This window comes from Variovorax sp. E3 (assembly GCF_016082275.1).
Lineage (GTDB): Bacteria > Pseudomonadota > Gammaproteobacteria > Burkholderiales > Burkholderiaceae_C > Variovorax.
On the sequence record NZ_MOWM01000025.1, the window covers coordinates 44205 to 65471 of the forward strand.

Genomic DNA, 21267 nt, shown 5'->3' on the forward strand with positions numbered 1-21267 from the left:
TCAGCGGCGCATCAGTTCGGGCGATGCCAGCAGGAAGGTGTTCCACTCCTGCGGGTTCTTCGCCTGCGCCAGCGCCTCGCGCGTGTCCGCGCTCAAGCCGCCCTGCATGGCACGCACCGCGCGCGACTCGGCCAGTTGCGGGAACGAGGGTTTCTCCAGCGGCGCCTTGTCGTCCGCGCGGAACAGCACCGCGCCGTTCGCACCGATGGCCCGCGCGATCTCGAAGCGCGTGTTCATCTGCCCCGCGCTGGCCCACGCGGCTTCGTTGAGCGGGTAGCCGTCGGGCGTCTCGTGGCCGTACAGGGTCTCGCCCATGCGGTTGATCCAGTTGAGCATGGGGTTCACATTCAACGCCACGCGATCGTCGTACGCAAGCCGCACGCCGGCCATCACGTAGTGCACGGGGTCGCGGAACTTGCGGCCCAGCGACGCAGTGAACTCGGGCGACTCGAACAGCGCCTTCAGCGTGACGGCGATGTCGCCGTCGCTGCGCGTGAAGGCTGCGGCCATGCGGTCGACCAGCGCCTGCGGCGGATCGTCGGACACAAAGTACACGGCCAGCTTGCGCGAGATGAATCGCGCGGTGGCCGGTGCGCGCGCCAGGCGGTCGAGCGCCTCGTCGGTCTCGCCCAGCCCGTGCCTCTGGATGGGTTGGCCCAGCAAGGTCTTGGGGCCGTAGTCGTGCCGGTTGGGGTTGAACTCGAACAGGCCCTTGCGCACATAGTCGGCGCGCACCGCGGGGCGGATGTTCGGCGGCGGCGCATCGAGCGCGGCCGTGGTCACGCCCACGCCGGTGAGCACGCGCGCCAACTCCTGCACGTCACCCTGCGAATAGCCGCTGCCCACGCCCAGCGTGTGCAGCTCCATCAGCTCGCGCGCGTAGTTCTCGTTGATGCGGTTGGCGGCGTTCTGCGCGTTGTCCAGGTAGCGCAGCATGGCGGGGTGATGCAGCGTGGCACCGAGCAGTTCGCGGAACTTGCCGAGCGCATGCGGGCGGATGGCGTTCTCTTCGTAGTCGCCGACCATCGCGCGGATGTTGTCCTTGCGCAGGTTGACGTTGAAGTGGTTCATCCAGAACCACGTCATCTGCTCCTGCAGCTGGTTGGGCGAATAAAGCGCGCGCAGCAGGAAGCGCGTTTGCGCCTCGCGTGCGTACTGGTTGAGCTGCTGCTGGTAGGCCTGCTGCGCGGCCTTCTTCTGATCGACGTCGGGTATCGCGTCGGCCGCCTTGCGCTGCGCGTCGAGCCCGAGCACGAGCTGGTCGAGCGGCGTGTGCGAGATGGCCATGGCGTCGATCTGCGCCTGCGCCGCGGGCGGCAGCGGCGCGGGGTGCGAACCGGGGTTGAGCTGGTCGCGCATCCACAGCGCGAGGCCGCGTTGCGCCAGGTGCGCGTCGCTGCTGGCATTGGCGCCCCAGCTCACGCGGTCGAGCCAGCGCAGGCGCGTGGCGTCATTGACCTGCGAGGACGGCAGCGACAGCGACACCAGCGGCCGCTGGTTGCCCGGCGCAGTCGCGCAGGCCGCGAGCAGCGCCAGCGCGCAGGCGCCGAGCGTCATCATCGACGCGCGGCGCAAGGACAAGGGTCCGCCAGAGGCCGACACCGGCCTCACTCCCTGCGCATGTCGTGGTGGCGCACGTCGCCGATGGCGTGCTGCGCGGCATTGAGCGCCACGTCGACATGCGCCAGGCCGCGTTGCTGGAACGGCCGCGCGCGCGGGTCGTCTTCTTCGCGTGCCACGTCGGAGCGCACCTTGCGCAGCAGGTCGATGGCCGCATGCAGGCGGCCTTCGCGCGGCAACCACGCGTCGGTGGGCTCGCGCCATTCGACGGGCTTGCCGTCGAGCCACGCGGCATGCTGCAGGTCGCCGATGGCGGCGTGGATCTCGTCGAGCACGAGCATCTCGTCGCTCGAGACCCGGCCGTCTTCGGGCCTGCGGTGGTCGACCTGCCACGCCGCCGTGCGCAGGTCTGACAGGGCATGCAGGTAGAACGGATGCCTGCCGTATTCGTCGGCCAAAGCCGGCGACGAAGCCGCGGCCAGAAGGGCCAGTGCGGCAATGAGGCTTTTCTTATTCATCTTCGGAGCTCCTGACGGTGACAGTGATGGAGAGTGACCTCCTCAACCACCGTGCACTGCTCCGCGTTGACGCGCTTTACCTTCGTAACGGCGCGCAAAGCCACCGCGAAAGTCAGGCCGTGGACAGGCTCGCCGGCGCAGCGCCGGCTATCTGGCGCAACGCGCGTTCGAACACTTCGACGGGCTGGCCGCCCGAGATGAGGTGCTGGTCGTTGATGATGATCGCGGGCACCGAGTGAATGCCGGCGTCGGTGTACATGCGCTCGCGTTCGCGGGTCTCTTGCGCGAACTCGTCGCTGGCCAGGATCTCGCGGGCGCGTGCCGCGTCGAGCCCCGCCTCGGTGGCGGCGCGCACCAGCACGTCGGGGTCCGAGGGGTTCTGGCTGTCGGTGAAGTAGGCCTTGAGCAGCAGCTTCTTCAGCGCCGCCTGCTTGGCCGGGCTTTCCAGCTCGGCCCAGTGCAGCAGGCGATGCGCGTTGAAGGTGTTGTACACGCGGGGACGGCCTTCGGGGCTGAACTCAAAGCCTACGGCCGCGCCGCGCTGGCGGATCATTTCTCGCGACTGGGCTTGCTGCTCGCGCGTGGAGCCGTACTTCTGGTTCAGGTGCTCGAAGGTGTCCTGGCCTTCGGGCGGCATCTGCGGGTTCAGCTCGAAGGGCTGGAAGTGCAGCTCCGCGGTGACGTCGGGCGCCACCTTGCGAATCGCCGCTTCCAGCGAACTCAGGCCGACGGCGCACCAGGGGCAGGACACGTCGGAAACGAAATCGATCTTGAGGTGGGAAGTCATGACGCCATTCTTCATGGCGCCACAACCCTTGGTGCGCGAAAGGTTTTCAGGCCGTGGCCTTGGCCAGGCGCGCGGTGGCCAGCGTCTGCTCGCGCAGGCGGTCGTATTCCTGCTTGTCGACCGGCACCGCATCGGGCTTGCCCAGGTCGTTCATGCGGATGCGGTAGGTCTCGCGGGCGCTCATGGCGGCCAGGGCCGCGAGCACGGTCACCGCGAAGGTGATGGCACCCACGGTGAGCCACACGTTGGTCGAGCCCGGAGGCGCCACGGCAGCAAACAGTGCGGGCAGCAGCGCGGTGATGGTGGTGCCCACGTTCTGCGAGATGGCCATGGCCGACACGCGGTTGCGGGTGCGGAACAGCTCCGGGTAGAAGCTCGGGAAGGTCGCGTTGTAGCCCTGGTACACGATGCCCCACATCAGCAGCGACATGGCAATGGCCAGCGGCACGTTGCGGATGCTGATGGCGTACAGGTACACGAACGACAGCAGGCCCGACGCCAGCGCGCCGACGATGATCGGCGGGCGGCGGCCGATGCGGTCCGACAGGTTGCCCACGTACGGAATCACCAGCACCGCGAGGATGTTGCCCAGCACGGGAATCCACAGGTACACGTCCTTCTGGAAGCCGATGCCGTAGGCGGCCTGCACGGCATAGGCCGCGCCGAACACGGTGGCCACCACCGGAATCACGTTCATCAGCGCCATGCAGACCACGCGCAGCATGTCGGCCCAGCTGTCGGTGAAGGCCTGGATGATCGGCGACTTGGCGACTTCGCCCTTCTTGTCGACTTCGGCGAAAGCCGGCGTCTCGTCGACCTCGCGGCGAATGATGTAGCCGGCCACGATGACCAGGAAGCTCAGCAGGAACGGAATGCGCCAGCCCCACGAATTGAACGCTTCTTCAGGCATGTAGTGCGCCAGCGGCAGGAACACGGCGGCCGCCAAAATTTGGCCGGCCTGCACGCCCTGCAGCGTGAAACTCGCGAAGAAGCCGCGGCGCCCGAACGGGGCGTGCTCCAGAATCATCGAGCTCGCGCCCGAGATCTCGCCGGCCACCGCAAAGCCCTGCACCAGGCGCAGCAGCACCAGCAGCGCGGGGGCCAGCAGGCCGACCTGGTCGTAGGTCGGCAGCAGGCCCACGGCCACGGTCGAAAAACCCATCAGGAACATGCACAGCACCAGCACCTGCTTGCGCCCGTGCGTGTCGCCCCAGTGGCCGAGCACGAAGGCGCCGATGGGGCGTGCGACATAACCCACGCCGTAGGTGGCGAGCGACGCGATGATGGCGGTCTTGGGGTCGCCCTTGGGAAAGAAGATCTGCGGAAAGATCAGCGCCGCCGCGGTGGCGTAGATGAAGAAGTCGTAGTACTCCAGCGCCGAGCCGATCCAGCCGCTTGCGGCGGCCTTCCTCGACTGGTGCTTGCCCTTGGGCTCATGGGCTGTGTTGGTGGCCATGTGTTGTCTCCAGTGATGACGAAAAAATCGAACGAATCAACCAATCAATCCTGCGCCTGGGAAGCCATGCGCGCCGGTGCGTTGAGGGCACCGTAGGCGTCGTAGTTGCCCACGCGCTGTGCGACCTCGAAGAACAGTCCCCCCTCGAAACTCTCGGTGTAGATGTGCAGGTAGTCGCCGGCCGCCGAGCGGTCGAACAGCACGCCCGCCTCGCGCATGCGCGCCAGCAGCGCGGGCGCCAGGTCGATGCGCGTGGCCAGGTCGTCGTAGTAGTTGTCCGAAATCGGCACGAAGCGCGTGCCGTTGGCGCGAAGTTTTGCGGCCGTCTCGAAGATGTCCTGGCAGCTCAGCGCGATGTGGTGCACCGCGCCGCCGCCGGTCACGCTCAGCGTGCGCGCGGTGCGGGTGCGCTGGCTCAGCGACACGTTGAGCACCAGGCGCAGGCTGCGGTCGGCGTTGGCCACGCCGCGGCTGCGAATCAGGCCGAAGGGGTCGGCCAGCTCCAGGCTCTCGCCGGGCTCCAGGCCGAGCACGGCGCGCGTGAACAGCACCCAGGTGTCGAGCTGGTCCACGGCCAGGCCCAGCGCCACATGGTCGATGCGCTGCAGGCCCGCGTCCTGCGCGTCGGCGCCGTGGTCTTCGAGGACGAAGTCGGCCTCGTACAAGCCGTTGGCGCCCAGCGCCTCGGGCACGAAGTGAATCAGGTTGCCGCCGGGCGCGACGACGGCCGGCACGCGCAGCTCGTTCGGGCCGACCGGGCTGTCGTGCCGCTGCGAGCGCATGGCGGTGGCGCGGCCCACGGCCGCGAGCGGGTCGCGCAGCGCACGCCCAGCGCGCACACCGAAGTGCCGTGCGCCTCGAAGCGGCTGCGCGCGAACGAGTCGGGTTGGGCGTTGACGATCAGGTGGATGTCGCCCTGCCGGTACAGCGTGACGGCCTTGGAGCGGTGCGTGCCAATGCGCCGAAAACCCAGCTGCTTCACCAGCGTGCCCAGCGTGGCGGCCGAAGCCTCGTCGGCCGCGAACTCGATGAACGACAGCCCCGACAGCGCCGGCGCGGCGGCGGGTTGAACAGCTCCACGCGCTGCGGCTGCACGGGTTCGGCTGCCGCCATGCGCTGACGCGCTTCGCTCTCGAGGTAGAGCAGCGAGCGCATCGCGTCCACAGCGGTGCGGCGGTTGGGCGTCTCGCGGAAGATGTCGTTGAAGATCTCCAGCGACAGCGGCCCGGTGTAGCCCGCGCGCAGCACCTGCGCGAAGAAGCCGACCACGTCGAAATCGCCCTGCCCCGGGAACGAGCGGTGGTGGCGCGCCCACTGCAGCACGTCCATCGACAGCAGCGGCGCGTCGGCCATCTGCAGGAAGAAGATCTTGTCGCCCGGAATGTCGGCGATGCCCGCCGGGTCGTCCTTGAGCGACAGCGTGTGGAAGCTGTCGAGGATCAGCCCCAGGTGCGGGTGGTTCGCGCGCTGCACGATGTCCCACGCCTGTTTGTAGAGCGAGGTGTGGCGGCCCCAGGCCAGCGCCTCGAAGCCCACGCGCAGGTTGCGGCGCGCCGCGCGTTCGGCCAACGCGTGCAGTTGCGCGGCGGCCAGCGCGGGGTCGTTCACGGCCAGCGGCGAGGTGTTGGAGCAGCACAGCACCATGGGCGCGCCCATGGCTTCCATCAGGTCGAACTTGCGCTCGGCGCGCTCCAGGCTGCGGCGGAACTGCGGCTCGGGCATGCCCTCGAAGTCGCGGAACGGCTGGTACAGGTCGATAGCCAGGCCGAGGTCGGCCGCGATGCGGCGCAGCTCGGCGGCGGTGCCCTTGAAGTTGATGAAGTCGGCCTCGAACAGCTCGATGCCGTCGAAACCCGCGGCCGCGACGGCTTCGAGCTTCTGGCGGAGCGTGCCGCTGAGCGAGACGGTGGCAATGGAGCGGTGCATGGGGTGACTTTAGGAACACCCAGCCCGCGCCACAATCTATTCAGCGGCCTTCTGATCGATCATCGATCACTTCCGTCCATTATTCGCACGAAATACGGGATACACCTAGGCCCGCGGCGTGGCCCGCAGGCCTCAAAGACTGCGCCAGAAATCGATCAGCAGCTGTGCGAACTCCGCCGGGCGCTCCACGGCGCTGACGTGCGCGGCGTCGATGGTGGCCAGTTTCGCGTGCGGAATGGCGCCGGCGATGGCCTGCGACATGGCCAGCGGCGTGGCCTCGTCCTGCAGGCCGCCGATCACCAGCGTGGGCACTGCCACGCGGTGGTTGCTCTCGCGGAAGTCGATGGCGGCCACGGCGTTGCAACTGGCGATGTAGGCCTGCGCGTCGGTGCGCACCAGCACGTCGTGCAGCGCCTCGGCAGCCAGCGCGCCCTGGGGCGTGGCGGCAAAGGCCGGCGTGAGCCAGCGCGACACGGCGCCCGGCGCGATGGCGGCCACGCCCTTGGCATTGACCGTTTCGGCGCGCGCGCGCAGGGTGCCTGGTCGGGGTAGTGGGCGGACGAATTGGCGATGACCACCGTCTTCAGCAGCTCGGGGTGGCGCACGGCCAGCGCCTGCGCGGTCATGCCGCCCATCGACAGGCCGACGAAGTGCACGGGCTCGCCGCCCGCCTCGCGCTGGATGAGCTCGGCCGCGTCCTGCGCCAGCGTCTCGATGCGCAGCGGGCCGGGCACCACTTCGGAGGCGCCGTGGTTGCGGTGGTCGTAGCGGATCACGGTGTGGGCGCGCGCAAGCTGCGCGGCCACGCCGTTCCACATGCTCAGGTCGCAACCGAGCGCATGGCTGAGCACGACGATCGGGCCGTCGCCTTCGCGAACGACATTCAAACGGGTCATGGTGTGGTTTCCTTTGTCGGATGTTGAAGACGCGGCAGCCAGAAGAAAGCGATGAGCATCAGCGAGGTGCCGGCCATCAGCATCGGCACGACCATCGGCCAGGCGCCGTGAGAGTAATCGGCGTCGACGAAGCGCGCGGCCAGTTGCCCCACGCAGAACGCGACCATCATCATGCCGAAGCCCGACCACGACACGGCCCGCCCCGCCAGGTGCGGCAGGTCGCCCACGGCGCCCGCCTGCCCGCAGCTGGTGGATGCCGTGGCCCAGGCAGTACACCGCGTGGCCCAGCAGCAGCGGCACCGCGCTGAGCGGCATGAGCCAGCAGCCCAGCGCCTGGATGATCGCGCCCGTGATGCTGAGCGACGCGCCCAGCCGCACGGTGCGCACCGGCCCATGGCGCCGCAGCAGCGTGCGGCACATGGTGGTGCTGAAGATGTAGACCAGCGAGCCGCCCGCCGGGATCCAGCCGTACCACGCGGGCGACCAGCCGAGGTACCCGATGTAGACCATCGGCGACAGCAGCAGGAAGCAGAAGAGCCCGCCGTAGGTCGACGCGGCCACCGAGGCCCAGGCGCGAAACGATCGGCTCGCGAACACGGTGCGCGTGCTGCCGCGCGGAGCGGAGAGACCGCCTTCGCCGCCACCGACCATCGGCTTGCGCGTTTCGGCGAACGAGTACCAGCACATCGCGAACAGCACCGAGGCATAGACGGCCATGGCCACCATCACCCAGCGCCAGCCCGCGCCCTGCACCAGCCACGCGCCGAGCAGCGGCGCAACGAGCCCGACCACGCCCAGCCCCGTCAGGCCGCGCGCCATGACGTGCGGCCCTTCGTGCGCCGGGTACAGGTCGCGCACCGCGGCGCGCGAGCACACCAGGATCGCCGCCATCGAAAAGCCCTGCAGCGCGCGCCAGCCCGCCAGCAGCGCCACGCTGCCCGCGAACGCGCCGCCCAGTGCCGCGAGCACGTAGCAACCGAGCCCTGCGAGCAGCACGGGCCTGCGCCCGAAGCGGTCGGCCAGCGGCCCGCACAACAGTTGCGCAAAGCCGAAAGCCAGCACGAACAGCGTGAGGCTGGTGCTGGCCGAACCCAGTTCATTGGCAATGGCGGGCAACGCCGGCAGGTAGCTGTCGGTGGCCACGGGCTGCGCCGCCAGCAGCAGCGGCAGCAACAGCGCAAAACTCAGGTCGAACCGGCCCTTGCGGGCGACCGGCGCACTCACTGCGCGGCGTTCGCCGGCGTCACAGGCGTCGCGGGCGCAGCAGGCCCTTCTCGCGCAGGATGCCGGTCGCAATGCCGAAGGCGTGGTTGGCCACCGGCACGCCGCAGTAGATGGCGGCCATCATGATCACTTCCTTGATGTCGTCGGGCGTGAGGCGCGACTCGGGCGGGCCGTCGAGCGCGGCGCGCACGTGCATCGCGAACTCTTCGTACGCGTGGATGCCCAGCATCATCGACAGCACCATGTAGCGGCGCGTCTTGTCGCCCAGCGCGGGGCGGCCCCAGATGTCGTTCCACGCGTGGCGCGTGATCAGTTCCTGGAACTCGGCGTTGAAGCCGTTGCGGTTGGCCAGCGACTTGTCGACCCAGGCGTCGCCGAGCACGCGGCGGCGGTTGACGAGGCCGTCTTCGTAGTCGTTGTTCTGCGCCGTGTTCGGCGTTTCCGGGGCGGTCATTGCGGGAATTCCTTGTCTGTGAGTCGGGTCTGCAGCGCCTTCACTTCGGCGAGCGCGGTCTGGCCGGCGTTGCGGGCGAGCGCGGGGTCAAACCATTCGTCGGCCGCGTCGCGTGGGAGTTCGGCGCGCAGCCGGTCGATGTTGGCGCGCATGCGCGCGGCGTCGACCTGCAGGCCGGGCAGCGCGCCGGCCATGGCGCGCACGCTGCCGTGCGCCGACATCAGCAGCTGCGGCCACTCGGCCAGCTCGGCCTGCCATGCGCCGAGCGCGCGTTCGTGTTGTTGCGGCATGGCGCCGAGCAGTGCGGCCACGCGCTGCGGCGCGCGGTGCGCGGCGGCAATGGCCACCATCGACGCCACGGGGTTGCGCTTGTGCGGCATGGCCGACGAGCCGCCACGGCCGGGCTCGCTGGGCTCGGCCACCTCGGCCACTTCGTACTGGCCGAGCAATGCGATGTCGACCGCGATCTTGCCCAGCTGCCGGTGATGAGGCCCAGTTCGCAGCCGAGCGCGACCCATTCGTCGCGCTGCGTGTGCCACGTGGCGCCGGGGTCGCCCAGTCCCAGTTCCTTGGCCATGCGCTGGCGCACCGCCGCGCCCTGCCCCTTCATTTGCGCGAGCGTGCCGACGGCGCCGCCCAGTTGCAGTTGCAGCGCGTGCTTCGCGGCCTCGCGCAGGCGGATGCGGCTGCGCACCAGCGGCGCGGCCCAGCCCGCGCACTTGAAGCCGAAGCTGGTGACCGAGGCCGGCTGCATCAGCGTGCGCGCGAGCATCGGGGTTTCGGCGTGTTGCGTGGCCAGGCGCAGCAGCGCGTCGGCGGCCTTGGCCAGGTCGGTCTCGATGAGCGACACGGCCTCGCGCGTGACCAGCGCCATGGCGCTGTCGATCACGTCCTGGCTGGTGCTGCCGAAGTGAACAAACGGCGCGGCCTCGGCGTTGAAAAGGCTCACGGCCTCGCGCAGCGCCTTGACCAGCGGAATGGCGACGCTGCCCGCGCGGCCGCTTTCGCGCACGATCTTGGCCACGTCGAACAGCTCGACCTTGCAGCTGCTGACGATCGAATGCGCGGCGCTTTCGGGGATCAGCCCCTCGGCGACCTGGGCCCGCGCCAGCGCGGCTTCGAAGCGAAGCATCGCGTCGACGAACGCGCGGTCGCTGAAGGCGCCCAGCGTTTCGGATGTGGAGAGAAAACCTTCAAAAATGCTCATGCGATAACTTTCAAACAACGGCGTCACCGCCCCCTTCGCGAAACACCGCGGAACCGGCTTTGCCGGGCCGCTGGTGTTGCCCCCTGCAAGGGGGTTGGCGCAGCGACACGAAGTGCGCGAAGACTGGGGGTGTGTCTAGTACTTCAATTGGGCCACGGCACGCAATTCCTCCGGGGACGCTGTGCCAAATCCGAAGAACTCGAGGTAGGCCGGGATCATCTCGAAGAGCATGTCCGTGCCGACCTGCACCTGGCAGCCCTTGGCCTTCGCGGCGAGCAGCAACGGCGTGAACTCGGTCTTCATCACGACCTCGCCGACGAATGTCGATGGGTCGATGCGGTCCACGTCGAACGGCAGCGGGTCGCCCTCCTTCATGCCGAGCGGCGTGGCGTTGACGACCACGTCGTAGCCGGCCGGGTCTTTCGAGCCCGTGCTCACCTTCATCTGCGGATAGTGCTCGCGCAGCCGCGCGGCCAGCGCGCCGGCCGAGGCGTCGCTCATGTCGAACAGCATCAGCTCGGCCGCGCCTGCCGCGGCAATCGACGCCGCAATGGCCGAGCCCACGCCGCCCGTGCCCGACACCAGCACGCGCGTGCCCTTGAACAAACGCCCCTTGCGCTCCACGCCGCGCACGAAGCCGGCGCCGTCGAACTGGTCGCCCAGCAGCGTGCCGTCGGCTCGCTTGAGGATGGCGTTGCAGGCGCCCGCGACGCGCGCGGTGGGCGTGACCTCGTCCACCAGCGCCATGGTCGTGACCTTGTGCGGCATCGTCACCAGCGCGCCGCGCAGGTTGCTGAACCTGAAGATCTGCGGCAGCGAGGCCGCGAAGTCCTCGGGCCTCACGCCCATCGGCACCACCACCGCGTCGATGCCCTGCTTGTCGAACCAGGGGTTGTAGATCATCGGTGCCTTGAAGGCCTCGGTCGGAAAACCCAGGTGGGCGATGAGCGTTGTCTTGCCGGAAATCATGTCGGTCTCTTGAATGGGGAAAGGCTTGGCGCGGCGCGGCTCAGGCCACGCTCGGGGAGTGATAGCGAAGCGGCTGCGCGATCTCGCCGTGCATGGCGGGCGGGTAGATGATTTCGCGCAGAAAGTCGGCGTCGGCGCGCAGCGCGTCGGCCGCGTCGATGTGGCCGAAGTAGCGCAGGTAGTGCGGCATCTGCTGGATCAGCATCTCGAAGCCGGCCTGCGCGTTGAGCCCGCGCGCACGGGCCGCGCGCACCAGCGGCGTGGGCTGGTTGCGCAGAAGAATGTCGAACAGCGCGGCGTGGCCGTCCATGCGCGCCACGTCGAGCGGCAGCGCGTCGCCCTCGACCAGCCCGAGCGGCGTGGCGTTGACGACCAGGTCGTAGCCTCGGGCGCGTTGCTGTCGACCGCGACCACGGTGGCGTCGAAGAACGCGTCGAGCTTGGCGGCCACGCCCGCCGCCTTGCCGGCGGCCTTGTCGTAGAAGGCGATGTGGGTCGCCCCGTTCACCACGCCGCCTTCGGCCAGCGCCACGCCGATGGCCGCGGCGCTCACGCCCGCGCCGAGGATCAGCACGCGCTTGCCGCGAAAGGGAATGTTGCAGTGGTCGAGCGCGCCGATCAGGCCTTCGCCGTCGAACAGGTCGCCCTCAAGCTGGTCGCCTTCGGTGCGGCGCACCACGTTCACGGAACCGGCCACGCGCCCGAACAGGCCGCAGCCGTCGAGCAGGTCGACCACCAGCGGCTTGTGCGGCGGCGCGATCACCATGCCGCGCACGTTGCGCGCCAGGAACGCCGACTTGAAGAACACCGCGAAGTCGCGCACCGGCACCTGCATGGGCACCAGCACGGCGTCGATGCCGAAGCGCTCGAAGGCCGCGTTGAACATGCGCGGCAACCGCACATTGCGAACCGGGTCGCCCGGAATCAGGTACGCCTGGGTGCTGCCGCTGATGGAATGGCTCATGTGCTTGCTTCCGTTCGTCAATCGCTCTTTTGGAGGCCGGATGCCGAGCTTTATAGTCCCTTCACCCGATCTGTGCGGGGCTGCATCGAGTCAAACGTTCGATAATCGATCTTCAAAAATCGTTAATCGTTCAAACCAAGGGTTTTCACCCGCATCGAATGCCGCCGCCGAGACCACGGCCAGAGGCACACTTCCGCCCATGAGCAGCAAGGACGACTCGACGCCCCCCGCGGGCCTGGACAAGCGCGACTGGATAGCCGGCCTGGAGCGCGGCGTGAGCATCATCGAGGCCTTCGACGACGCCAACCCGCGCCTGACGGCCAGCCAGGCCGGCCAGCGCACGAACATGACCCGCACCGCCGCGCGGCGCTACCTGCTCACCCTGCAGCACATGGGCTATGTGGCGAGCGACGGCAAGCTGTTCTGGCTCACGCCGCGCGTGCTGCGGCTCGGCCGCTCGTACCTGGAGTCGGCCCGCCTGCCGCGCGTGGTGCAGCCGTTTCTGCAGCGCGTGGCGGCCGGCACCAACGAGATCGCCTACCTCAGCGTGATGGACGGCGACGAGGTGGTCTACATCGCGCGCAACGGCCCCAACCGCAGCATGAGCACGGGCTACGTGCTGGGCGCGCGCGTGCCGGCGCAGGTGACGGCCTCGGGCATGCTGATGCTGGCGCTGCGCAGCGACGCCGAGCTGAACGAGTGGCTGGCGACGAAGCAGCTGACGGTGTTCACGTCGCACACCATCGCGAGCATGGAACGCATGAAGCTGGAGCTGGCGCGCATCCGGGCGCAGGGCTGGGCGCTGTCGGAGCAGCAGCTCGACCTGAACTCGCGCGGCATCGCGGCGCCGCTGCGCGACCGGCACGGCACGCTGGTGGGGGCGCTGAACATCACCATGCCGATGGGGCACGAGAGTTCGGAAGACGCGGTGGCGCGGGTGCTGCCGGTGTTGCGGGAGACGGCGCAGGCGATGCGCAACCTGATCTGAGCCGCGGTACGGCTACCAGAACTTCCAGCCCGGCTTGGCGGTCTTGCCCGGCTCGGGTGCGGCCACACCCGCCCGGCGCAGGCCCTCGAGCCTGTCGCCCGCCGTGAAGCTGCCGGCCTCGACGGCCTTTGCGTACAGCTCGGCCGCGCGGCGCAGGTCCTTCGGCACCAGTTCGCCGGCCTCGAAGAGCTCGCCCATGTCTTCCGCCGCATAGGGGCTGCCCGAAGCCATGGCCCGTTGGTACCAACGGATGGCGTGCGGCACGTCGGCCGCCACGCCAAGGCCGCGCCGGTAGCGAAACCCGACTTGCAGCTGTGCATCGGCATGCCCCTTGTTCGCCGCATGCAGGTAGAGCTGGAACGCGACCGGCAAAGACTCGGCGATGTCGGGCGCGTAGACGCGGCCGGCCAGCTCGTAGAGGGTCTCGGCGTCGAGCCGCGCGGCGTCCAGCAGCGCTGCGGCCCCTTGCGCGCGCAAGCCGGCGTTCAAGTCCGACTGCAAGGCCCGCAGGCGCGCCTTGGCGTCGAGAAAGTCGTGCTCCGCCGCCAGCCGCATCCAGCGCACCGCCTGCTCCATGTTGCGTGCCACGCCGCGCCCGTCGGCGTACATGTTGGCCAGGCTGTACCAGGCCGCGATGACGTTCTGCTCGGCCGCCTCGCGGTACAGCGCCAGCGCCTTGCCCAGGTCTTGCGCCACGCCCAGGCCGTGCTCGTACTTGTCGGCCAGGTTGTTGATCGACGCGGCATGCTCCTGCGCGGCGGCCTGGGTGTAGAGATGCACGCAGTGGGCGTAGTCCTGCGCCACGCCCCAGCCGTCCTGATAGCACATGGCCAGGAAGTACTGGGCGTCCGCGAGCCCGGCCTCGGCCGCCTGCGTGAACAGCGCCACGGCCTTGGCGTCGTCGCGGGCCACGCCCTCGCCGCTCAGGTGCATCCGCGCCAACTGCGTGAGCGCGCGCATGTCGCCGGCCGCCGCGGCAGCGCGTGCCTGGCGGGCGGCCTGGCTGTCTTGCCGGGCGGGTGGCTCGTCGTTCACGTCCTTCCCGTCGAGTGCGGCGGGCGTGACGGACGTAGTGTCGGCCTGCGCCGCGTCGCGGTAGCGCGCCCATGAACCCGAGGGCCAGTTGAAGCCCTGGATGCCGGCTTCCAGCGCGCGGTTGAACAGCCCCTCGGCCTCGGCCGGCACCGTACCCTCGATCAGTTGAGGCGCGAAGATGGCAAAACCACGCGGATCGGTCGCGGCGCGAAACGGAAACACCACGGTCACGGCCAGCGGCTTGTCGCCGTGGCTGCACAGCTCGATCACGATGGCGTCGGTGCGCCCGCCCGGCAGCGTCACGCTGGCCTCGCAGGCGAAGGCGGCGTGGCGGGGCCCGCCCCCGCCCCCGCCCCCGCCTTCGTCTTCGCGCAAGGCGGCACGGCCGCGCCGGAGCGCGCCGTCGGCCGTGTCGTCGACGATGGCCGTGAAGGTCGAGCCCGCGCCGTCGGGGTCGGGCCGCAGCACCGTCGGCACCAGGTCGGCCCCTTCGGACACCATGAACATCGCATACGAGGCAAGAAAGCCGAGCGAGCGCACGGCGGCGGCCCATGCCACAGGCCCGGCATGGTCGAGCTGCGCGCCGATGCCCGCCACGTAGTCCGCGCACGCGGGCGCACCGCCTTGGCCGAAGAGCTTGTCCTCGACCCAGCCCAGCGGCAGCAGCGCCACGCCGACGTCGTCCGCAATGGCCACCAGGCGCGAGAGCGATCCTTGCGGAAGCGGTTGCGCCGGCCCGAGCACCTGCTGCGCCGACGCCAGGTCGTGCCAGTCGATGCGCGCACCCGATTTCTTCGCCACGTAGGCCACGAGGTAGTACGCCAGCAAGGCGCAGAAGTTGCGCCCGCCCGGCGTCGCCAGGAAGGCCTCGCGCTCGGGCTTGACCTTGGCGTTGATCTGGTCGAGCAGCATGTTCACGCGCTCCAGGCTGGCGGGCGAGTGATCGAGCCGGGCCTGGTTCAAGGCCTTGCCGAAGGTCCACCCGCCCTCGGGCTCGGTGCCTTGCGCATAGCAGTCCAGAAAAACGCGGGCCGTGTCGTTCATGGGGCTCCCTCTCCCTCGGTTTTATTCCGCGAATGTAACGTAAGTTAACAAATAGGCCGGGCGCCCCAAGGCGCCGCGCTGACAGCATTCCGACAGCATCCGCCGGGCACCATGCGCGCTTTCAATCCAAAAGCGCTGGAGACACAAGCCCATGTCCGACCTGTTCCCGAACGATGCCGCACTGAACCGCCGCCACTGGCTGCAAGCCGGCGGCGCCCTCGCCCTTGGCGGCCTGCTGCCCTCGCTGGCTTCGGCCCAGGACACGTGGCCCAGCAAGTCCATCCGCTTCGTGGTGCCCTTTGCGCCCGGCGGCAGCTCCGAAATCGTTGCGCGCTCGACCGCCGCCGAGCTTTCGCGCACCCTGGGCCAGAGCGTGTTCGTCGACAACAAGCCGGGCGCGGCCGGCAACATCGCCATGAGCGAAGTGGCGCGCGCCACCGACCAGCACACGATCATCCTGGGCCACATCGGCACGCTGGCCGTGAACCCGTACATCTTCGCCAAGCTGCCCTACGACGCGAACAAGGACTTCAAGCCCGTGAGCCTGCTGGCCAAGGTGCCCAGCCTGTACGTGGTGCACCCCGACGTGCCGGCCAAGAACCTCAAGGAGTTCATCGCATATGCCAAGTCGAAGCCGGGCAAGCTCAGCTACGGCTCGGCCGGCAACGGCAGCGCGGGCCACCTGGCCTTCGAGTATCTGAAGATGACGGCCGACGTGTTCATGCTGCACGTGCCCTACCGCGGCACCGGCCCGATGGTGACCGACCTGCTCTCGGGCCGGCTCGACGCATCGGCCATCGGCGCGGCGGCGATCATTCCGTTCATCAAGGCGGGCAAGCTGCGCTGCATCGCGACCGGCTCGGCCAAGCGCCTGCCGCAGTTGCCCGACGTGCCGACCGTGGCCGAGCAAGGCTTTCCCGGCTTCGAGATGACGCAGTGGTACGGCATGCTGGCGCCCGCCAACATCACGCCCGCGAACCTGGCCAAGCTCTCGGCCGAGACCATGAAGGCCGTGAAGTCGCCCGACTCGATGCAACGCCTGACCGCCGACGCGGCCGAAGCCGTGGGCGGCACGCCCGAGCAGTTCACGCAGTTCATTGCCGCGGAGCAAACCCGCTGGCAAAAGGTGATCGCAAGGGCAAACATCAAGCCGGACTGAGCGGCGCAGGCCCTAGCATCGCGCCATGCGCATCCTGTTGGCCGAAGACGAACACACCCTGGGCACCTGGCTCTGCAAGGCGCTGGAGCACGCCGGCATCCAGGTCGAATGGGTGGACGACGGGCGACTGGCCGACCGGGCCCTGCAGCAACGCGACCACGACGCGCTAGTGCTCGACCTGGGCCTGCCCGGGCTCGATGGGCACACGGTGCTGCAACGCCTGCGCGAGCGCGACCAGCGGCTGCCGGCGCTGATCCTCACGGCGCGCGACTCGCTGAACGAACGCGTGGCCTCGCTCACGCGGGCGCCGATGATTTTCTGGCCAAGCCCTTTGCGCTGGCCGAGCTCGAGGCGCGGCTGCATGCGCTGGTGCGCCGCGCGCGAGGTGTGGAGCATCCGCGCCTGGCCTGCGGCCCGCTGGTGTACGACAGCGCGCGCCGCCACTTCACGCTGAACGGCGAGGCGCTGGCCCTGTCGCCGCGCGAGCTGGCCGTGCTGCGCGCGCTGGTGCAGCGCAGCGGCGAGCCGCTGTCGAAGCAGCAGATTCTCGACCGCGTGTTCTCCGACGACGAAGAGGTGCACCCCGAGGCGGTCGAGGTGCTCGTCTACCGGCTGCGCAAGCGGCTCGACGGCAGCGGCGTGCGCATCGTCACGCTGCGCGGCCTGGGCTACGTGCTGGAAGCGGACTGAGTGAACGCGACTTCGCGCCTGGGCGAACGGCTGAAGCGCGCGAGCCTGTGGCAGCGCCTGGCGCTGCTGCTGTTCCCCGCGCTGCTGGTCGTGACCGGCCTGGAGCTGTGGATGACGCGGCACGACGCGCTGGCCGCCGCCAACGCGGCCTACGACCGCTCGCTGCTGGGCGCGCTCAAGTCCATCGACGCGAACATCTCGACGGCATCGGGCGGGCTGTCGGTCGAGCTGCCGTACACGATGTTCGAGTTCTTCGAGCTCACGGCGAGCGGGCAGGTGTTCTTTCGGGTGTCGACCTCCGACGGGCTGGTCGAGCTGGGCAGCGCCGACCTGCCCGCGCCGCCGGCCGAACTCGCGATGGGCGTGCCGGCCTTCTACGACGCGACCTACTTCGGCGAGGCCGTGCGGCTCGCGGCCTACCGCCGCGACCTCGACCGCGCGCCCGCCGGCAGCACCGGGCGCAGCGTGCTGATCCAGGTGGGGGAAAGCACGCGCTCGCGGCAGGAGTTCAGCGCGCGCTTCGTGCGCAGCGCGGCACTGCGCGACGGGCTGGTGCTGGCGATGCTGCTGTGCGGCACCGCCATTGCGCTGGCGGCGGCGCTGCGCCCGCTGTCGCGGCTGGCGCGCGAGGTGCAGGCGCGCACGCCCGACGACCTGACGCGCATCGCCGAAGCCGACCTGCCCGCCGAGGTGCGCCCGCTGGTGGCGGCGGTGAACCAGCAGATGTCGCGCACGCAAGACCTGGTGACGCAGCAGCGCAGTTCCTGGACGACGCCTCGCACCAGCTGCGCACGCACCTCACCACGCTGCAGATGCAGGCCGACTATGCGCGACGCGAGCAAGACCCGGCGCAAATTCAGCTCGCGCTCGACGCGCTGGGTACCGAAATCGGCCGCGCCACCCGCAGCGCGCAGCAGCTGCTGGCGCTCGGGCGCAGCGACACGGTGTCGGTCGAGCCCGCGCCGTTCGACATGGCGGCGCTGCTGCGCGAGGTGGCGCTCGACCTGCTGCCGCTGGCGCGCGCCAAGCGCATCGACCTGGGCATCCACTCGCCCACGCCGGAGTTCCTGGCCGTGGCGGACCGGGGGCTGATGCGCGAGGCCCTGAGCAACCTCGTGACCAACGCCGTCGCCTACACGCCGGCCGAAGGCACGATCACGCTGTTCGCCGCGGGCGATGCGGCGGGCTGGAGCCTCAATGTCGAGGACGACGGACCCGGCCTCAGCGATAAGGAACGTGCCGCATTGGGCCAGCGCTTTCGGCGCGGCGCGCGCGCGGCAAGGGCGGCTTCGGGCTCGGGCTGGCCATTGCGCGCTCCATCGCGCAGCGGCACCAGGGCGAGCTGCGGCTCGAAGCGAAAGAGGTGGGCCGCGGCCTGCATGCGATCATCTGGTGGCCCCGACCGGCTGCGGCCTGACGGGCGATGCCCCTTGCCCATGCCGCCCTTCTCCACCACCCGCCGCCACGCATTGCGCGCCCTGTCTGCGTCGCTGATGCCCCTGAGCCTGCACGCGATGGCCGCGCCGGGCGACCCTTCGGAAGAAGCCGCCGACTGCGTGATCCCCGCCAAGGCCGGCGGCGGCTTCGCGCTGACCTGCGCGCTGGCCCGCGACGCGCTGCAGGCCGTGCGCCCCGCGCGCCCGCCGCTGGGCCAGCGCTACCTGCCGGGCGGCATCGGCGCCGTCGCGTTCGACCGCATCGCCACGGGCAAGCTCGGCGGACCGGGCACGCTGGTCGCGTTCTCCAGCGGCTCGCTGCTCAACCTGGCGCAGGGCCGCTTCGGCCCGCACGCGCCGTCGGCCGTGCGCTGGATCGCCACGCTCGGCACCGACTACGGCGTGATCGCCGTGCACCGCGATTCGCCCTACAAGCGCCTACAAGACCTGGTCGCCGCGCTGCGGCAAGACCCGTCGCGCATCGCCTTCGGCGCGGGCGGCACCGTCGGCAGCCAGGACTGGGTGAAGGCCGCGCTGCTGGTGCGTGCGGCCGGGCGCGACCACAAGGCGATGCGTTTCGTCGCGTTCGAAGGCGGCGGCGACGCGCTCACCGCGCTGCAGGGCAAGCATGTCGACGCCTTTTCGGGCGATGCGGCCGAGGCGCTGCAGGCCATTGCCGGCGGCACGGCCGTGCGGCTGCTGGCGGTGCTGTCGGAGCAGCGGCTGGGCGGCGCGCTCACCGGCGTGCCGACCGCGCGCGAGCAAGGCGTCGACCTGGTATGGCCGACCGTGCGCGGCCTGTACCTGAGTGCGGACGTGCCCGAGGCGGCCGTGCGCGCCTGGGCCACGGCCTTTCGCGAAGCCAGCGCCGCGCCGGGTTATGCCGCCTTGCGCGAGCAGCACAACCTTTATCCTTTCGCCCTCACCGGCGCCGCGCTCGACGACTACGTGCAGGCGCAGATCAAGGCCTACCGGCAACTGGCCGAAGAACTGGGGCTGCGCCGCTGGAAGCCCTGAGTGAATGAATGAACGAATGAATGACTGAAGACGACATCACCCAACACATCATCGACTCGCTCGGCGGCGGCCACTTTGAAGTTGCCGACGACAACACCTTCTTCTTTCATGGCGCGGACAACAAGTTTCCCTTTGCCACCATCGTCACGAAGGACAGCGATTTCGACAGCGCGTCGAACCTGAACCGCCCGGGGGTTTTTCGTCTCAACGTGGGCGTGGGCAAGGAGACTTTTCATGCGCTGTTCGGCGAGCAGGAAGAGGCTGGTATCGACTTCGCTGCGCTCGACCGGCTGATGCCGCATTCGGCATACGGGAAGATGTATTGGGTGAGCGTGATCAACCCGAGCGCGAAGACCTTCGAGGCGGTGAAACCGCTGCTTGTGGAAGCGCGTGAATTGATGGTCTCGCGGGACAAGGCCCGATAACTCTGCGCGGGCGTTTGTTCAGGGCGCGACCGCGCCGATAACCAGGAAATACTCGGAATGATCGATTGGGTCCCTATAGTCTTTGTCGCGTTCAAGGTTCTCGTGTTCGGCACGGGCATGTTCTTCGCCGTCAAGTGGCACTATGAGCAAGGGAAGAAGAGGAAGGGGCAGGAGAAGCAGAGCGCAGTGCTACGCGCGAGCGGCAAGGTGGCCGCAGTCTTCGTGCTATCGCTCCTGGGCGTCGCGCTCCTCGCCTTCGGCCTTGGCAAGATGCTTGGTTTGGACTTGACCGTCTAATGATGGCAAAGAATAGTCGGCCGATATCCAGACAGAGGACCGCAATCTGGCGCTGTGCGGACATTCGTGTAGACACGATATTGCCCCCGAACCGGCCTACGCAACTTCATCCGCACGCATCTCTCAAGTGACGTGCTGACCTGTGTGCCGGCGCCGTCATACGTATTCAAAGTTCGGTTTCGCGCCCCGCCTCGGACTTAAATGAACCCCGGAGCCCGTGATTGAGGGCAGGACTTGTCAGGTTGCCCGCCAGCCTGCTCCAAGTACTCTACAAACCCGTCGAAGGTATCCAGCAAGGGCTGGAACCGCGCCGCATCGCCTTCCAGTTGGCACAAGGCGTAGCAGGTCGCCTCCAGCGTGGACAGTTGGTCGGGCCCATGGGCTTTGCGGATACGGTAGTGCGAAGGCGGCAGGTTGCGCAGGGCCAAGCGGGGCAACTGTTGCAGTGGCGGGCTTTGGTAGAGCATCTTTCGGCTTTTGCGCCAGGTGCCGTCCAGCACGACCAGGCGCAGGCGCGACGGGGCTTGCGACCACTCGGGCGGTGGCGGGGGTGGAACCCGCAGGTCCGGGGCGGTATGTTGTTGCTGATCGTCCGGGTACAGCAGCAGCGTGTGCTTGCCGTCCACCGGCCAGACCGGCGCGGCAAATGCCTCACCCACCACCAAGCGGCTGTGCGCCAAGCTGAGGTGCAGCAGGCGAGCACTGCCTTTGGCCTGGTGTACCTCCAGCGGGTGCTGCAGAACCACTACCTCCACCTCGTGGGCGGTGGGCGCGACCCAGCGGCAAATGCAAGCGCTGAGCGGACGCAGGCAAGCGATGCACTGGGGGCGTGGGACTGAAGCGGTGGACATGGCTAGACAATGCGTGGAAGGGGGATCTATTGGCTTTGGCGTGACGACCGGCAGCTTCGGACAAGGTCGGAGGACCGCAGTGGACCCATAGCGGAAGTAGCGTCCTCTCCTCAGCAGTCGTTCGTTTCGCAGCTATTCCGTCGACCCTTGCTTCCGTACTTGCGAGGTTCGCCGATTTTCGCATCTCAGGCGAATTGCGATACCGCGCCTTCGCACCACAAAGCCTCAACTGCCCAGCAGCATCCTGTACGCCGGCACGTTCTCTTCAAACGCCTCATCGAGCAGTTCCAGTCCTTCGAAAAATCGGTGATTCTGGTCCTTCAGTTCGGCATGCGACGCCTTGTGCACTTCGAAAAGAATCTCGC

Annotated in this window: 17 protein-coding genes and 5 pseudogenes; 7 read left to right on the forward strand and 15 right to left on the reverse strand. The window is 68.9% G+C overall.

The window, feature by feature from the left end:
- The 13 genes and pseudogenes from BMG07_RS11945 to BMG07_RS11995 all read right to left on the reverse strand — a co-directional run bounded on the left by BMG07_RS11945 (position 1) and on the right by BMG07_RS11995 (position 11960).
- Complete coding sequence (locus tag BMG07_RS11945) at positions 1-1560, reverse strand: DUF1800 domain-containing protein (RefSeq protein ID WP_374221270.1); 1560 nt, start codon at positions 1558-1560, stop codon at positions 1-3.
- A 47-nt stretch (positions 1561-1607) separates the two neighbouring features.
- The gene (locus BMG07_RS11950) at positions 1608-2078 is read right to left on the reverse strand and encodes a hypothetical protein (RefSeq protein WP_198084758.1); all 471 of its coding nucleotides are present in this window, start codon (positions 2076-2078) and stop codon (positions 1608-1610) included.
- 112 nt (positions 2079-2190) lie between these two features.
- A complete protein-coding gene (locus tag BMG07_RS11955; protein WP_198084759.1) occupies positions 2191-2865 on the reverse strand; it encodes a DsbA family oxidoreductase in 675 nt (224 codons plus the stop codon).
- Positions 2866-2911: 46 nt separating this feature from the next.
- Positions 2912-4321, reverse strand: coding sequence for an MFS transporter (locus tag BMG07_RS11960; RefSeq protein WP_198084760.1), 1410 nt, complete (start codon positions 4319-4321; stop codon positions 2912-2914).
- Between the two features lie 44 nt (positions 4322-4365).
- A pseudogene (locus BMG07_RS11965) lies at positions 4366-6247 on the reverse strand (bifunctional sugar phosphate isomerase/epimerase/4-hydroxyphenylpyruvate dioxygenase family protein).
- 132 nt (positions 6248-6379) lie between these two features.
- A complete protein-coding gene (locus BMG07_RS44825) occupies positions 6380-6565 on the reverse strand; it encodes an alpha/beta fold hydrolase (RefSeq protein ID WP_374221267.1) in 186 nt (61 codons plus the stop codon).
- Complete coding sequence (locus BMG07_RS11970; RefSeq protein WP_374221268.1) at positions 6544-7143, reverse strand: alpha/beta fold hydrolase; 600 nt, start codon at positions 7141-7143, stop codon at positions 6544-6546. Before BMG07_RS11970 ends, BMG07_RS44825 begins: the two co-directional genes overlap by 22 nt.
- A pseudogene (locus BMG07_RS11975) lies at positions 7140-8367 on the reverse strand (multidrug effflux MFS transporter). Before BMG07_RS11975 ends, BMG07_RS11970 begins: the two are co-directional and overlap by 4 nt.
- A gap of 19 nt (positions 8368-8386) precedes the next feature.
- Complete coding sequence (locus tag BMG07_RS11980) at positions 8387-8821, reverse strand: carboxymuconolactone decarboxylase family protein (protein WP_198084761.1); 435 nt, start codon at positions 8819-8821, stop codon at positions 8387-8389.
- Positions 8818-10028 (reverse strand): annotated as a pseudogene (gene pcaB / locus BMG07_RS11985) (3-carboxy-cis,cis-muconate cycloisomerase). The gene BMG07_RS11980 and the pseudogene pcaB overlap by 4 nt, the downstream one beginning before the upstream one ends.
- A gap of 135 nt (positions 10029-10163) precedes the next feature.
- The gene (locus tag BMG07_RS11990) at positions 10164-10997 is read right to left on the reverse strand and encodes a shikimate dehydrogenase (RefSeq protein ID WP_198084762.1); all 834 of its coding nucleotides are present in this window, start codon (positions 10995-10997) and stop codon (positions 10164-10166) included.
- 40 nt (positions 10998-11037) lie between these two features.
- Positions 11038-11202 carry a hypothetical protein gene (locus BMG07_RS41950; RefSeq protein ID WP_269758879.1) on the reverse strand — a complete coding sequence of 55 codons (165 nt, stop codon included), beginning with the start codon at positions 11200-11202 and terminating at the stop codon, positions 11038-11040.
- A complete protein-coding gene (locus BMG07_RS11995) occupies positions 11196-11960 on the reverse strand; it encodes a shikimate dehydrogenase (protein ID WP_269758880.1) in 765 nt (254 codons plus the stop codon). The genes BMG07_RS41950 and BMG07_RS11995 overlap by 7 nt, the downstream gene beginning before the upstream one ends.
- 199 nt (positions 11961-12159) lie before the next feature.
- Here BMG07_RS11995 and BMG07_RS12000 point away from each other — a divergent pair, with 199 nt between their 5' ends.
- On the forward strand, positions 12160-12948 hold the full coding sequence (locus BMG07_RS12000) for an IclR family transcriptional regulator C-terminal domain-containing protein (RefSeq protein ID WP_198084763.1): 789 nt from the start codon (positions 12160-12162) through the stop codon (positions 12946-12948).
- A gap of 12 nt (positions 12949-12960) precedes the next feature.
- Here BMG07_RS12000 and BMG07_RS12005 read toward each other — a convergent pair whose 3' ends face one another.
- Complete coding sequence (locus BMG07_RS12005) at positions 12961-15027, reverse strand: SEL1-like repeat protein (RefSeq protein WP_198084764.1); 2067 nt, start codon at positions 15025-15027, stop codon at positions 12961-12963.
- A gap of 151 nt (positions 15028-15178) precedes the next feature.
- Between BMG07_RS12005 and BMG07_RS12010 the strand changes: the two genes are divergently transcribed.
- The 6 genes and pseudogenes from BMG07_RS12010 (at position 15179) to BMG07_RS12035 (ending at position 20051) form a co-directional block, all read left to right on the forward strand.
- Complete coding sequence (locus BMG07_RS12010) at positions 15179-16186, forward strand: tripartite tricarboxylate transporter substrate binding protein (RefSeq protein ID WP_198084765.1); 1008 nt, start codon at positions 15179-15181, stop codon at positions 16184-16186.
- A 25-nt stretch (positions 16187-16211) separates the two neighbouring features.
- Positions 16212-16876: pseudogene (locus BMG07_RS12015) on the forward strand (response regulator).
- Positions 16877-18293 (forward strand): annotated as a pseudogene (locus BMG07_RS12020) (sensor histidine kinase N-terminal domain-containing protein).
- A 19-nt stretch (positions 18294-18312) separates the two neighbouring features.
- Complete coding sequence (locus BMG07_RS12025) at positions 18313-19329, forward strand: tripartite tricarboxylate transporter substrate-binding protein (RefSeq protein WP_198084766.1); 1017 nt, start codon at positions 18313-18315, stop codon at positions 19327-19329.
- A gap of 20 nt (positions 19330-19349) precedes the next feature.
- Entirely contained in the window at positions 19350-19754 is a 405-nt protein-coding gene (locus BMG07_RS12030; protein WP_198084767.1) for a DUF6194 family protein, read from the forward strand.
- A 57-nt stretch (positions 19755-19811) separates the two neighbouring features.
- Positions 19812-20051 (forward strand): hypothetical protein, encoded by a 240-nt coding sequence (locus BMG07_RS12035; protein WP_198084768.1) that lies wholly within the window; start codon positions 19812-19814, stop codon positions 20049-20051.
- Positions 20052-20248: 197 nt separating this feature from the next.
- Here the strand turns inward: BMG07_RS12035 and BMG07_RS12040 are convergent, their stop codons facing one another.
- Complete coding sequence (locus BMG07_RS12040; RefSeq protein WP_198084769.1) at positions 20249-20902, reverse strand: tRNA-uridine aminocarboxypropyltransferase; 654 nt, start codon at positions 20900-20902, stop codon at positions 20249-20251.
- Positions 20903-21267: the final 365 nt, after the last annotated feature.

Coding starts and splice junctions, on each gene's coding strand:
- BMG07_RS11945 (WP_374221270.1), bottom strand. CDS start 1,560: ATGATGACGCTCGGCGCCTGCGCGCTGGCGCTGCTCGCGGCCTGCGCG.
- BMG07_RS11950 (WP_198084758.1), bottom strand. CDS start 2,078: ATGAATAAGAAAAGCCTCATTGCCGCACTGGCCCTTCTGGCCGCGGCT.
- BMG07_RS11955 (WP_198084759.1), bottom strand. CDS start 2,865: ATGACTTCCCACCTCAAGATCGATTTCGTTTCCGACGTGTCCTGCCCC.
- BMG07_RS11960 (WP_198084760.1), bottom strand. CDS start 4,321: ATGGCCACCAACACAGCCCATGAGCCCAAGGGCAAGCACCAGTCGAGG.
- BMG07_RS11970 (WP_374221268.1), bottom strand. CDS start 7,143: ATGACCCGTTTGAATGTCGTTCGCGAAGGCGACGGCCCGATCGTCGTG.
- BMG07_RS11980 (WP_198084761.1), bottom strand. CDS start 8,821: ATGACCGCCCCGGAAACGCCGAACACGGCGCAGAACAACGACTACGAA.
- BMG07_RS11990 (WP_198084762.1), bottom strand. CDS start 10,997: ATGATTTCCGGCAAGACAACGCTCATCGCCCACCTGGGTTTTCCGACC.
- BMG07_RS41950 (WP_269758879.1), bottom strand. CDS start 11,202: ATGCTGATCCAGCAGATGCCGCACTACCTGCGCTACTTCGGCCACATC.
- BMG07_RS11995 (WP_269758880.1), bottom strand. CDS start 11,960: ATGAGCCATTCCATCAGCGGCAGCACCCAGGCGTACCTGATTCCGGGC.
- BMG07_RS12000 (WP_198084763.1), top strand. CDS start 12,160: ATGAGCAGCAAGGACGACTCGACGCCCCCCGCGGGCCTGGACAAGCGC.
- BMG07_RS12005 (WP_198084764.1), bottom strand. CDS start 15,027: ATGAACGACACGGCCCGCGTTTTTCTGGACTGCTATGCGCAAGGCACC.
- BMG07_RS12010 (WP_198084765.1), top strand. CDS start 15,179: ATGTCCGACCTGTTCCCGAACGATGCCGCACTGAACCGCCGCCACTGG.
- BMG07_RS12025 (WP_198084766.1), top strand. CDS start 18,313: ATGCCGCCCTTCTCCACCACCCGCCGCCACGCATTGCGCGCCCTGTCT.
- BMG07_RS12030 (WP_198084767.1), top strand. CDS start 19,350: ATGACTGAAGACGACATCACCCAACACATCATCGACTCGCTCGGCGGC.
- BMG07_RS12035 (WP_198084768.1), top strand. CDS start 19,812: ATGATCGATTGGGTCCCTATAGTCTTTGTCGCGTTCAAGGTTCTCGTG.
- BMG07_RS12040 (WP_198084769.1), bottom strand. CDS start 20,902: ATGTCCACCGCTTCAGTCCCACGCCCCCAGTGCATCGCTTGCCTGCGT.